Origin of the sequence: Stenotrophomonas sp. GD03777, assembly GCF_029842485.1 — a bacterium.
Classification (GTDB): Bacteria; Pseudomonadota; Gammaproteobacteria; order Xanthomonadales; family Xanthomonadaceae; genus Stenotrophomonas; species Stenotrophomonas sepilia.
Genome location: NZ_JAOCGL010000026.1, coordinates 1 through 12,870, shown reverse-complemented (window position 1 = coordinate 12,870; position 12,870 = coordinate 1). Strand labels below are relative to the sequence as shown.

Annotated in this window: 11 protein-coding genes; 2 read left to right on the top strand and 9 right to left on the bottom strand. The window is 68.4% G+C overall.

What is annotated here, in order from left to right; all coding sequences use genetic code 11:
• Positions 1 to 88: 88 nt before the first annotated feature.
• The 5 genes from N5E02_RS08135 to N5E02_RS08115 form a co-directional block, all read right to left on the bottom strand.
• On the bottom strand, positions 89 to 1,159 hold the full coding sequence (locus N5E02_RS08135; RefSeq protein ID WP_065186382.1) for a sensor domain-containing diguanylate cyclase: 1,071 nt from the start codon (positions 1,157 to 1,159) through the stop codon (positions 89 to 91).
• Between the two features lie 133 nt (positions 1,160 to 1,292).
• The gene (locus N5E02_RS08130; RefSeq protein WP_005408708.1) at positions 1,293 to 2,015 is read right to left on the bottom strand and encodes a pseudouridine synthase; all 723 of its coding nucleotides are present in this window, start codon (positions 2,013 to 2,015) and stop codon (positions 1,293 to 1,295) included.
• Positions 2,016 to 2,049: 34 nt separating this feature from the next.
• Positions 2,050 to 3,714 carry a GGDEF domain-containing protein gene (locus N5E02_RS08125; protein WP_065177455.1) on the bottom strand — a complete coding sequence of 555 codons (1,665 nt, stop codon included), beginning with the start codon at positions 3,712 to 3,714 and terminating at the stop codon, positions 2,050 to 2,052.
• Between the two features lie 108 nt (positions 3,715 to 3,822).
• Entirely contained in the window at positions 3,823 to 6,246 is a 2,424-nt protein-coding gene (locus N5E02_RS08120) for an EAL domain-containing protein (protein WP_262090880.1), read from the bottom strand.
• A gap of 218 nt (positions 6,247 to 6,464) precedes the next feature.
• A complete protein-coding gene (locus N5E02_RS08115; RefSeq protein ID WP_005415815.1) occupies positions 6,465 to 8,411 on the bottom strand; it encodes a DEAD/DEAH box helicase in 1,947 nt (648 codons plus the stop codon).
• Between the two features lie 268 nt (positions 8,412 to 8,679).
• Between N5E02_RS08115 and N5E02_RS08110 the strand changes: the two genes are divergently transcribed.
• Positions 8,680 to 8,901, top strand: a complete 222-nt coding sequence (locus N5E02_RS08110; RefSeq protein WP_014036469.1) for an RNA-binding S4 domain-containing protein — start codon at positions 8,680 to 8,682, stop codon at positions 8,899 to 8,901.
• Between the two features lie 11 nt (positions 8,902 to 8,912).
• Here N5E02_RS08110 and ubiM read toward each other — a convergent pair whose 3' ends face one another.
• The 4 genes from ubiM to N5E02_RS08090 all read right to left on the bottom strand — a co-directional run bounded on the left by ubiM (position 8,913) and on the right by N5E02_RS08090 (position 12,339).
• Complete coding sequence (gene ubiM / locus N5E02_RS08105) at positions 8,913 to 10,091, bottom strand: 5-demethoxyubiquinol-8 5-hydroxylase UbiM (RefSeq protein ID WP_262090879.1); 1,179 nt, start codon at positions 10,089 to 10,091, stop codon at positions 8,913 to 8,915.
• Positions 10,092 to 10,170: 79 nt separating this feature from the next.
• A complete protein-coding gene (locus tag N5E02_RS08100; protein ID WP_262090878.1) occupies positions 10,171 to 10,560 on the bottom strand; it encodes an MAPEG family protein in 390 nt (129 codons plus the stop codon).
• Between the two features lie 11 nt (positions 10,561 to 10,571).
• Positions 10,572 to 11,117 (bottom strand): DUF4019 domain-containing protein, encoded by a 546-nt coding sequence (locus tag N5E02_RS08095; protein ID WP_005415810.1) that lies wholly within the window; start codon positions 11,115 to 11,117, stop codon positions 10,572 to 10,574.
• 58 nt (positions 11,118 to 11,175) lie between these two features.
• Complete coding sequence (locus N5E02_RS08090; RefSeq protein WP_065177460.1) at positions 11,176 to 12,339, bottom strand: hypothetical protein; 1,164 nt, start codon at positions 12,337 to 12,339, stop codon at positions 11,176 to 11,178.
• A 426-nt stretch (positions 12,340 to 12,765) separates the two neighbouring features.
• Between N5E02_RS08090 and N5E02_RS08085 the strand changes: the two genes are divergently transcribed.
• The coding region (locus N5E02_RS08085) for an Ada metal-binding domain-containing protein (protein WP_279946165.1) at positions 12,766 to 12,870 on the top strand (105 nt) is incomplete at its 3' end.

Sequence of the window (12,870 nt, the reverse complement as noted above, 5' to 3'; positions counted from 1 at the left end):
GCTGCCCACTCTTGATCGCAGGCGCTGCGACGCGATGTGAATCGGGAAGAGCATCCACGCATGGCGTGGATCTACCGGGCGGGGCACTTCAGCCCGCTACTTCCACCCGGTTGCGGCCATTGCCCTTGGCCCGGTACAGCGCCTTGTCGGCACGTGCCAGCGTGTCGTCCACGCTTTCACCGGGCTGGTGCTGGGCGATGCCGATACTGATCGTGACCGGGACGCCCAGCGGCAGGTCGGCCACGGCCAGGCGCAGGAACTCGCACTGAAGTTCGGCGGTGCGCAGGTCGGTTGCGGGCATCACTGCCACGAACTCCTCGCCGCCGTAGCGCGCCGCCATGCCACGGCCGGCGAAGTGCGAACGCAGCAGTGCGCCCAGTTCGGCCAGCACGCGGTCGCCGGTGGCGTGGCCCTGGAAGTCGTTGATGTGCTTGAAATGATCGATGTCCAGCAGCGCGACGCAGGCCTCAGCGGGCTGCTCCCCGGTCATCGCCACGGCCTCGTCCAGCGCCGCTGCCATCGCGCGGCGGTTCGGCAGGCCGGTCAGCGCATCAGTGCGGCTCTGCTCGGCCAGGTCGGCGTTCTGCGCCAGCAGCACGTCGTGGTACTCCGACAGCAGGCGCTCATAATCATCGCGTTCCAGCATGTGGTTCTGGATGTCGAGCGCGAAACGGCGCAACTCCATCACCAGCATCACCTGCCGCGACAGTGCGGCCAGCGCCTCGGCCTTGTCGCTGGCCAGGTGTTGCGGCTGTGCGTCGAACACGCACAGCGTACCCAGCGGCAAGCCGTCGGAGCTGATCAGCGGCGCGCCGGCATAGAAGCGGATGTGCGGATCGCCGACCACCACCGGATTGTCGTGGAAGCGCGCATCCTGCAGCGCATCCTCGACCACCATGATCTGCTGCGGCTGCAGGATGGCATGGCCACACATCGATTCGCTGCGCAGGTTTTCCGCCGCATTGATGCCCTGGATCGACTTGAACCATTGCCGTTCGACATCGATCAGGGTCACCGCCGCCATCGAGGTGCCGCAGACCGCCTTGGCGATCACCACCAGGTCGTCGAAGGATTTTTCTCGCTCCGAATCGAGGATGCGGTAGCGATACAGCGCCTCGAGCCGAAGGGCTTCGTTGGCGGGCTTGTCGGGCTTGATCATGCAACGTCACGTTCCGGCAGGTCACCGCGAAGTCTAGCGGAAGCCGGTGAGCAATCCGCATGGCGGTGGTGCCGGCCGTTGGCCGGCATCCCGGATACATCGCGCGCCCATTGCAGCCGGCCAGCGGCCGGCACTACCAGTCCAGCTGCTTCGGCAGCAGGCCCTGCAGCTCCTGCTCGGTCAGGTTGCGCCACTGGCCCGGCTTCAGCGCACCAATCTTGATGTTGTCGATGCGCACGCGGCGCAGCTGGGTCACGCGATAGCCGAACTCGGCGGCCATCAAGCGGATCTGCCGGTTCAGGCCCTGCTGCAGGGTGATGCGGAAACCGAACTTGGCGATGCGCGAAGTCTTGCATGGCAGCGTCATCTGGTCGTGGATGCGAACACCACGCGCCATGCCGCGCAGGAACTCATCGGTGACCGGCTTGTTCACCGCCACCAGGTATTCCTTCTGGTGGCCGTTCTCGGCCCGCAGGATCTGATTGACGATGTCGCCGTTGCTGGTCATCAGGATCAGGCCTTCGGACTCCTTGTCGAGGCGGCCGATCGGGAAGATGCGCTGTTCATGCCCGACGAAGTCGACGATGTTGCCCTTGACCGACGTCTCGGTCGTGCAGGTGACGCCGACCGGCTTGTTCAGCGCGATGTAGACGTGGCGGCGGGCGCCGGGCTTGCGGGCCACGCGCGCGCGCAGTGGCTGGCCATCCACCAGCACCTGGTCTTCCTCGCCCACCACCGCGCCGGTGCCGGCCGGATGGCCGTTGACGGTGACCCGGCGGGCGGCGATCAGGCGATCGGCCTCGCGGCGGGAGCAGAAGCCGGTGTCGGCGATGTGTTTGTTGAGTCGGGTGGTCATCGCCCTATTATCCGGCATCGCCGCCCGCCGCGCTTCATGCCAGGCCGGGTGGATCGAGTTCTTCGCCGTCGAACACCCGGTTGCGGCCGGCACGCTTGGCCACGTACATGGCATGGTCGGCCCGGCGCAGCAGCGCGGCGAGATCGTCCTCGCCCGGCCGCCACTGCGCCAGGCCGATGCTGGCGGTGACCTCCAGGCCGGGCACCTGCAGCGCCCGGGCCGCCTCCGTGATGTGCCGGCGCAGGCGATCCAGGCGCGCCGACGCCGCCTCGCGGGGCATGCCCGGCATCAGCAACAGGAACTCTTCGCCCCCCATCCGCACTACCTGGTCCTGGCTGCGTACCGCGGCACGCAATGCGCGCGCCACCGCCACCAGCACCTGGTCCCCCACGGCGTGGCCATGGCGGTCATTGATGTCCTTGAACAGATCGATATCGAGGAAGCCGATCACCAGCGGGCCACGCTCGCGGTCAACCCGCTCCAAGTGGCGGGCCAGCTGCTGCAGGCCGGCACGGCGGTTGGGCAGGCCGGTCAGGCCATCAGTCTCGGCCAGCTGGCGCAGTTCATCGCGCTGCTGGCGCAGGCGACCCAGCCGCTGGTTCAGTGCGTAGGCGGCCATCATCAGCAGCCAGGTCACCGCCAGCTGCAGGGCCTCCACGCGGTATTCCAGCAACCACGCCGCGCGGCAGGCGTCGGCCAGGATCAACACCAGCATCGGCGCCAGCGCCGCCAGCCCCGCCTGCGCCCAGCGGTCACCGCGCAGCCGTGCCCACACCCCGGCCATCAACGCCAGGCCACAGCCCAGCAGATAGGACACCTGCAGGCCCTGCGCCACCCAGGCCAGGCTGTCCCATGGCAGCCAAGGCACCAGTGCAGCCAACGCCAGCAATCCCCAAAGCGCCACCAGCTGGAACGGACGCGAACGCGGCAACAGGCGATCACCGCCATTCAGCCGCCACAGCGCCGGCAGCACCAAGGCCTGCGTGGCCGCAGTCAACACCAGCAGCCACCAGGCACCGCGCTCGCCCACCGGCAACCAGGGTTCCGGATAGCCGCTGAGGCCACCGAGGATGGCCTGCCAAAGCACCAGCACGGTGGTACCGGCGATGTAGACCAGGAAACTGCGGTCGCGGGTGGTGAGGAAGGCCATCAGTGCCGACAACGCCAGTGCGATCGCCACGGCGATGCAGGCCGCGCGCACCAGCAGGCGGGCGGTATCGTTCTGCTGCACTGGACTGGGCGCGCCCAGCCGAAGGGTGGGTACCCAACGCGCCTTCAACGGCGTCTGCCACGACACCAGGAATGGATCGTGACTGCCCGCTGGCGGCACCGCCACCAGCCCGATGCCTGCGCGGAAGCGTGAGTCTCGGGTACGGGCATCGTGCATGTTGCCGCAGATCTCGCGATCGCCATACTGCACGCGGACTTCGCCAGCGAACACATTGAACACGTCCAGGGCCTGCGGTTGCCCCGACCAGCCGCCCGGCGGCGCAGGCACCTGCACCTGCTGCCGGTGACCGGCCAGCATGTCCGGCGTGCATGCGCGATGTGGAGTGGGTTCATCGGTGGCTGCGCCGACCAGCAGGTAATCGCGGCCGGCTTCGACGGCAGCAGCCCACAGTGGCCACGGCGTGGCCAACCACACCAGCAGCACGACCAGCACCGCCCCTGTTCCGTACTGCCACTGCCTGCCGCCCACGCCACGTCCTGTTCCTGCTTACGCCCGCGCCCACTGCGCGTCGCCCCTGGCAGGCATTATCGCAGCCGCGGCTGCAACGCATGTGTAGACCAAAGTCGCCGACGGCGTTCAACCTGCGGCAGGCGGGCCCTGCACCGCCACCAGGCGCACCGGCCGCAGGTCGGCCAGGGTCATCCGTTCCAGTGGCTGCGGTCGCTCGACCGCATAGCCCTGCAGGCCCTGCACCCCAAGCCGGGTCAGCGCGGCGGCGACTTCGGCGGTCTCTACCCATTCGGCCACCACCTCCATCTGCAGCTCGCGCCCAAGTTCACTGATCGCGCGCACGGTGGCGTGGCTGACCGGATCGGTATCCATGTCGCGCACGAAGGCCCCGTCGATCTTCAGGATGTCGGCCGGCAGCTGGCGCAGGTAGCCGAACGAGGACAGCCCGGAGCCAAAATCGTCCAGCGCCATCCGGCAGCCGCGCGCCTTCACCGCATCGATGAACGCGCGCGCCTGGCTGAGGTTGCTGATCGCTGCGGTCTCGGTGATCTCGAAGCACAGCTTGGAGGCCAGCGCGCGATTGCGCTCCAGCAGGTCGCAGACGAAGGCGAGGAAGCCGGGTTCGGCGATCGACTGCGCCGACACGTTGACGTTGCACAGTCCCAGCTGCCGCACATGCGCCGGGCACACCTGCAGGTGCCGGAACAGCAGGCCGAGCACGTGCCGGTCCAGCGCCACGGCCATGCCATAGCGCTCCACCGCCGGCATGAACTGGCCCGGCAGGTGCAGGCTGCCATCGCTGCCGCGCATGCGTACCAGCACCTCGTAGTGCAGGTAGGTGGGATCGCCGACGCGGGCGATGCGCTGCGCATACAGCACCATGCGGTTCTCGGCCATGGCCAGGCTGACGCCCTGCAGCCGCTCGGCTTCCCGGCGCCGTTCCTCCAACGCCATGCGGTTCTCGTTGAAGCAGTGCACGCGGTTGCGCCCGGCCTGCTTGGCCGCATAGCAGGCACTGTCGGCGGCGCTCATCAACCAGTTCACATCCGGTGCATCGGCGCTGACCTCGACCACGCCGATGCTGCAGCTCAACTGCGGGCTGCCCTCGCTCACCGGGAACGTCGCCTGCCCCAGATTGCGGATCACCCGCTGCAGCACGCGCTTGGCCTCGTCCTGCCCGGCATGGGCGAGGAACACCGCGAACTCGTCCGCACCCAGCCGGCCCACCCAGTCACCATCGCGCACCGCCGCCACCAGGTAATCGGCGAAGCTGCGCAGCATCTGGTCGCCGGCGGCATGGCCGAAGCTGTCATTGACCAGCTTGAAATGGTCCAGGTTGATGTAGCACAGCGCGTGCGTACCACCTTCGCTGCGCACCTGCAGCAGCGCGCGTTCGAGCAGGCGTTCGATCTCGCGCCGGTTGATCAGGCCGGTCAGCGGGTCATGGCTGGCGTGGTGCTCGATCTCGCGCGCCAGTGCATGGTTCTGGCTGACGTCTTCGATGATCGCGAACACCGACAGGGCGCCGCCGGCGCTGCGCACACCGGTGCCGCTCCAGCGGCCCCAGACCAGGCTGCCATCACGACGGCGGAAGCGCAGCTCGCTCGGGCGCAGCTGGCGGTCCCAATCGATGCGCCCCACCCCGTCAATGACCAGCTCGCCGTCCATCAGCAGGTCAGCCAGCGACAGCTGCAGCAGCACGTCGCGGCGATGATCGAGGATGTCGGCCATCGCCTGGTTGGCCTCGATCACCTTGCCTTCGGTATCGAGCTTGAGCATGCCGACGTTGGCCTGGTAGAACGCTGCGCGGAAGCGGCTCTCGTGTTCGGTCAGGTCCTTGCCGACGCGGCGCGCCAGGGCCACCGCCATCAGGCTGATCGCCAGCACCGACAGGCCCGCGACCATCAACGTCGCCAGCCTCACCAGCGTCGCCATCCGCAGCAGCGCCTGCGAGAACGCCTGGCTCTGCACCTTCATCCGGCGGTCGAGATCACGCAGTTGCTGCAGGTACTGGTCTCGTGTGGCTGTCAGTAAGGGGCCACCCTCGTGCCGCCGCTGCAACTCATCGACCAGGCGCTGCAGCGCCATCAGGTCCCCGTCGGTCTGCCGCCATAACGCGGTCGCTTCGCGGAAAGCACCGATATCGCGCGCGTAGCGGAACGAAAACACCAGGCGCGGAATGTCGGCGTGCGCGTTGCCCCCCTGCAGGAAGCCCTGCCGGGCCTTCTCTTCGTCAGGCTCCGCCTGTTCCAGCGCCAAGCGCGCCTGCAGATCGCCCAACGGCACCTGCAGGGCCTGGCGTGCATCGTCCAGGTCCTGGACATTGCCGCGCGCCAGGTAGCGACTGAGCGCGGCGGTCGCATCCTGCTGGCCGCGCGACCAGTATCCCTGGCCGGCGATCCAGGCGGTGGAGGCCGCCTGCAGTTCCTGGATCAACGCCGACAGTGCGACCAGTCCGATCGCCATGCCGGTCAACAACGCAAATCGCAGTCCCAGCCCCCGGGTCATCGGCACCCGCCGGCTCTGTTGGTCCGTGCCACTCCTACCCATCCTGGATCCCCCCGAATGTGCTGCGGTGACAACCTCCTTTGGAACCGGACCAGCCTATGACCGGCAATGTGTTGACCGTGCGAAAAAGGGGACGGAGGGGATTAAGTCGTTTTCGGCATAAGCGCATGGCCTGCCATATACGACTTAATCCCCTCCGTCCCCTTTTCCTGTACACCGGCCCGGGGGCCGGCGTTGCTCTGGACGGCTGTGGGTGCGGCTTAGAAGCTGCGCGGGCCGCGCGGCTTGAAGCCATCACGACGTGGCGGGCGGCTGTCGCGGTCACCGCCGCGGTCGCCCCCATGGCCACCCGGACCACCCGGACCACCACGACGCGGGCCACCGGGGCCGCCCGGACCACGCTTGTCGAAGCGCGGCTTGAACGGACGCGGGGCCGGGTTGATCTCTTCACCGGCCGCCAGCGGACGCATCTGCAGCTGCTGGCCGGACACCCACACCTTCTGCAGGTGCGACAGCACGTCCGGCGGCATCTGTGCCGGCAGGTCCAGCAGCGAGAAGTCGTCGTGGATGTCGATGCGGCCGATGAAACGGCTTTCCAGGCCGGCTTCGTTGGCGATGGCGCCGACGATGTTGGCCGGCTTCACGCCGTGCTGGTGGCCGACCGAAATACGGTAGGTCTCCATGCCCTGCTCCGGCGCACCACGCGGCGGAACCTCGCGGCGCGGACGCGGCTCGAAACCACCTTCGGCGTCGTCGCGACGCGGGCCACGCTCGAAGCGCGGACCCCGCTCGTTGCGGTCGAAGCGATCGCCACGCTCCGGGCGGTCGCCACGGTCGAAGCGCTCGCGCGGCGCGCGCTCTTCACGCGGGGCACGCACCGGCGGCTGCAGCAGGAACGGGGTATCGCCCTGCAGCATCCTGGCCAGCGCGGCCGCGATCTCGATGGCCGGCACGTTCTGCTCGTTCTCGAAGCGCTCCAGCAGCTGGCGGTAGAAGTCCAGGCCGCCGGCGCCGAGCGTTTCGGTGATGCGCGAGGTGAACTTGTTGATGCGGGTGTCGTTGACCGCCTCCACGCTCGGCAGCTGCATCTCTTCGATCGGCTGGCGGGTAGCGCGCTCGATCTGGCGCAGCATGCCCTTCTCGCGCGGGGTGGCGAACAGGATCGCCTCACCGCTGCGGCCGGCACGGCCGGTACGGCCGATGCGGTGCACGTAGCTCTCGGTGTCGTACGGGATGTCGTAGTTCAGCACGTGGCTGATGCGCTCCACGTCCAGGCCGCGGGCGGCCACGTCGGTGGCGACCAGGATGTCCAGCTTGCCTTCCTTCAGCATGGCGATGGTGCGCTCGCGCTGGGCCTGCTGCATGTCACCGTTGATGGCGGCAGCGGCCAGGCCACGCGCCTGCAGCTTGCTGGCCAGTTCTTCGGTGCCGGCCTTGGTGCGCGCGAAGATGATCATCGCGTCGAACGGCTCGACTTCCAGGATGCGGGTCAGCGCGTCCAGCTTGTGCATGCCGCTCACCCACCAGTAGCGCTGGCGGATGTTGGCCGAGGTGGTGGTCTTGGCCGCGATGGTCACTTCCACCGGGTCCTGCAGGTAGGTCTGCGCGATGCGGCGGATCTGCGGCGGCATGGTGGCCGAAAACAGGGCCACCTGGCGCTGCTCCGGCAGCTTCTTCAGCACGGCTTCCACATCGTCGATGAAGCCCATGCGCAGCATTTCATCGGCTTCGTCCAGCACCAGGGTCTTCAGCTCGGACAGGTCCAGGGTGCTGCGGTCCAGGTGATCGATCACGCGGCCGGGGGTGCCGACCACGATGTGCACGCCACGGCGCAGCGCCGACAGCTGCTGGCCGTAGGGCTGGCCGCCGTACACCGGCAGCACGCGGAAGCCCGGGATCTTCGACGAATAGGACTGGAACGCCTCGGCAACCTGGATGGCCAGTTCGCGGGTCGGCGCCAGGATCAGGGCCTGGGGCTTGATCTGCTGCAGGTCGATGTTGGACAGTACCGGCAGTGCGAACGCAGCGGTCTTGCCGGTACCAGTCTGGGCCTGGCCCAGCACGTCGCGGCCTTCCAGCATCGCCGGGATGGTGGCGGCCTGGATCGGCGACGGGGTTTCGTAGCCGATGGCGGTGACCGCCTGCATCACGGGCTCGGACAGGCCGAGCTGCGCGAACTGCAGCGGCGCTTGGGAATCTTGGGACATGGGGAACTCCGAAGGCACTGCCGTCTTCCTGGCAGTGCGATAAAAAGGGTGATGGTCCGCGCTTTGGGCGCCCTTCTTATCGCGTGCCCTGGCGCTGCTCGGTCGGAGGAGATTTCACTCGCTCAGAGCGGAATGATACCGCATTGATCCTGAACGAGGCGTACAGCTTTCCATGCGCGTGCCGTCGTGCCCCGTGCTGGCGCACAATACGCGCCCGCTTCCCGGCCCGGCCGCTGGCCTGCGCCCTCTTTCCAGGACCCCTCGCTCCATGCAGATTCTCGAATTCGACCTCGACGGCGACTACGTCGAACTCAAGCAGCTGCTGAAGCTGGCCGACCTGGTCACCAGCGGCGGCGAGGCCAAGATGGTCATCAGCGAGGGCCAGGTGCGGGTCGATGGTGAGGTCGAACTGCGCAAGGCCTGCAAGATCCGCGCAGGCCAGGTGGTCGAGTTCGCCGACAGCCAGATCCGCGTGCTGGCCGCTGGCTGATCCGAGAGTGTTCAGGCCACGCGCTGGGTCAGGTGCGAGGCAATCAGCTGTCTGAACGGTGCCACGCCCTGCGCCACGCGCAGGCCCGCGGCCCGCAGCAGGCGTGCCGGGCGGCGATCGTCGGTGTACAGGCTGGCGATCGCATTGGTGGCCTCGTACAGCGGCCGCGACGCCAACCGATGACCGCGCTGGTAGCTGGCCAGCATGCCGGCGGCGGCAAAGTCGGCACCGCGCCGCTGCTGCGCGGCGATGCCCTGTGCCAGCCGCTGTGCGCTGGCCAGTCCCAGATTGAAGCCGTGCGCGGTGACCGGGTGCATGCCCACCGCGGCATCGCCGATCAGCGCGGAACGCTCGCCGACGAAACGGTGCGCGTACACACCTACCAGCGGATACGCCTGCGGCGTGGCCACCGGCTGCATGCGGCCCAGCCGATGCTCAAAGCAGGCACTGATGGCATCGCCGAAGGCCACCTCGTCCATCGCCAGCAGTTCTTCGATCTGCCGCGGCGGCAGCGTGATCACCGCCGATGCCTGGCCCTCGTTGAGCGGCAGCAGCGCCATGGTACGGCCGTAGCCGAACCACTCCCAGGCCGTGTGGTGATGGTCGCGCTCGACCTGCATGCGGCATACCAGCATCGACTTGCCGAAGTCGCGCATCTGCGCACCGATGCCGAGCATGCGGCGGGTGGCGGAGAAGCGGCTGTCAGCCGCGACCAGCAGTCGCGCGTGCAGTTGACTGCCGTCATCGAGTCTGACCACGTGGCCCTGCGCATCGGCCTGCACGCCCAGCACCTTGCGCCCATCGAACAGCTCCAGCGCATCCTGGCCCTGCACGGCATCCCAGGCGGCGCGGCGGATCAGGTGGTTGGGCACCAGCCAGCCCAGCGGCTGGCCATCAACCTGGCTGCTGGCGAAGGTCAACGCGAACGGCGAGCCGCCGTTCATCACCCTGGCATCGCGCAGCTCGGCGACTTCGGCCTGCGGCAGGCGCTGCCACAGCCCCAGTTGCTCCATGCTCTGCCGCGAGGCATGGGTCAGCGCGATCTCGCGGCCATCGAAGGCGGCTTCGGCCAGGGCCTGGCGCGGCTGCACTTCGACCAGCCCGACCTGCAGGCCACTGCCGGCCAGCGCACGCGCGAAGCACAGGCCCGCCGGTCCAGCGCCGACCACCACCACGTCCATCCTGCGCATGCGCGCCTCCTGCCGTTGATTCAGTCCGGGCCAGCATAGCGCCGCGCGCATGACTGGCCTTGATCTGGATCAGGCCCGGCTACAGCAGTGCGAACACCAGCGCCAGGATCGACAGCAGCGATACGAGCCAGACCAGGCTGCGCAGGTAGGGCACGCCTGCGGCATACAGCGGCAGGTAGACCACACGCGCCCAGACGTAGGCCTGCGCAGCCAGCGCCGTGGTGTCGTTGCTGCGCCCGGCCACGACCACCGCGATGGCGGCAGCGGCGAAGAACGGGAACGTTTCCAGGAAGTTGGCCTGCGCACGCTGCAGGCGACCGGCCAGCGCGCTGAGCGGCTTTGCATCGCCATCGCGTGCCGAGGCATTCCACTTCATCCCGCGCTCGCGGGTGACCACGGTGGAGGTGGCGAAGATGTAGACAAAGCCCAGCAGCACCGACCAGGCCAGCATTGTCAGCTCAGTTGCCATCGTTCATCTCCTCAGGGTGCCGACGCGCGCAGGCTGTAACCGGCCAGGCGCCAGACCTGGTCTTCGTCGAAGCGGAACGAGACCAGCTCGCGCACCGGCTGCGCGCTGTTGGCGAAACGGGTCGGGAAGCTGACGTTGATGTACAGCCCTTCCGGCACTGCGGCGCCGGGGCTGTACTTGACCCGGGTGATGGTCGGCTGGCCACGCCCGGCCAGCGCACCCAGGCGCGTGCGCTCGGCGGCCAACTGGCTGACGAAGGTGGCTTTCGGCACCGCACGGCGCGCGACGGCCGAAGCGCCATCCCACAATTCGCCGGCGCGGTTGGCATCGACCAGCTGCGCCGCCTTCAACGCAGCCGCGCCCATTTCCGCGTCCTGCTTCTGCACCTGGGCCTGCTGCGCAGCGGTCAACGCCGGGGCACCGGCAGTGGCGGGCTTCGCAGCCGCCGGCGATGCGGGGGCCGGGCGTGCCGGAGCTGGTGCAGGCGTGGCCGGCGCAGGTGCCTGCGCCAACGCAGTCAGGGGCAGCAGGGACAGCAGCAGGAGCACGCGCTTCATGGACACCGCCGGTTTTCTGGAGAGAACCGCAGTCTACGCCAGCGCGGTGACTATGCTGTCAGCGTGCCGGGGCGTCGCCCTCCACCGCTGCCGCATCAGCCTGCGCGGCGGGCGCGGCGGCGTTCCCTGGCGCCTGTTCGGCCACCGGCGGGGGCTCCGGCGGCGCTGGTGGCAGCGTCGCCACATCGATCTCCGACAGCGGGCTTTCGTCGGGACAGACCGCGTCCGGGAAGCCGAAGCGCTGCTTCAACGCCTGGCCACAACTGTTGATCGACTCCATGTCGGCGCCTTCGCGCTTGCACTGCTGGTCGAAGGCGACCAGGAAGGCGTCCTTGCGCTGCACGAAATCGTCGCCGCAGGCACGCATCTGCTTGATCCGTTCCAGATCGTCCTGCACCGCATTGGTGCCATCCAGGCCGTACTGGCGCAGTTCGTCCGGGGTCAGCAGGCGCAGGCTGCGGTTGGGCACGGTCATCATCAGATCGGCCACACCGACCGCCACGCCGTTGCGCTGCAGGTAGTCCTTCACGTTGTCGTAGACCTCGTGCAGCTCGCGGTTGAGCTCGGCGCGCGAGGTGGCCTTGGAGCTGATGCGCATCATGCGGTGGATGCCGACCTTGCCCGACAGCAGGCGGTTGTCGCCGGCGGCCAGCACGAACACGCAGGCGCTGTGGCAGATCGAGCCTTCGCGCACCCAGATGGTCCAGCCCGATTCACCGATGCTGTCACCGGCGACGATCGCCGACTCCACCTGCCCGCCACTGGAATCCAGGTCAAGGATGCGCTTGTGGATCTTCTGCTGGTCGGCCACCACCGCCAGACGCCACATCATCTCGGCGAAGCCCGGATTGATCTTGCCGGCGTAGCGCACGCGCATCAGGCCACGCTCGGCGCACGGGGCCAGGGCCTGGGTGATCTGCTCGCGCTGCAGGCCTTCCAGCTCGACACCGTCGCCAGCTTCGCCGGCGTACTCGGTGCTGCAACTGATCCAGGCGCGTCCATTCTCCAGCTGCGCCTGCGGCCACGGCCGGTCCTCCCGGCTGCGCGGCGGTGCCGGCGGCGGCGGTGCGTCAGCCGCATTGATCGACACCATGTTCTCGCCATCGCTGGACGGCGCCCGCGCGGCCTTGTCGGCGGCAGTCACATTGCCCGGATTCTCCAGCTGGCTGCAGCCCGCCAGGGCCAGGCACAACAGGGGCAACCAGCGGAGTTTGGCGGACATCGGGCAACCGGTCTTCACGTGAGCAAGAGCCACAGTCTACCCGTCCAGGCCGCGCATTCAGTGCGTGGTGATGAACCCCTTCTGACCCTTGGGGAAAAAGCGTGTCGACCAAGGTCGACACCTACCAGAGCGGGATGCCCTTCCGACAGATCGCAGGAACCTGTCGAAGGCGGGGTGGGTCCGGTTGCGGGAGTGTCCGCGGCATGGATGCCGCGGCCAAGCCCCCAAGGACGGGTTTACGGCGTCTCCCGCAACCGGGCCCACCCCGCCTCCCCACAGAAAACCAGCTTCTGCCGTTGCCGTTGCCGTTGCCGGCCAGCGGCCGGCACTACCGCGGGTGCCGGGCGCAGCCCAGCCTGCCCCCCTTTCAGCATCCATGTCCGAATGTGGCGAGTATCGCCGCCCGCGCGGGCCTAGACTGGCGCCATGGACACCGCCCTCGCCCTCGACACCGCCGCCTGCGACCGCGCCCGCCTGGCCCGCGACGCACGCTTCGACGGCGTGTTCTTCACCGCCGTGCGCAGCACCGGC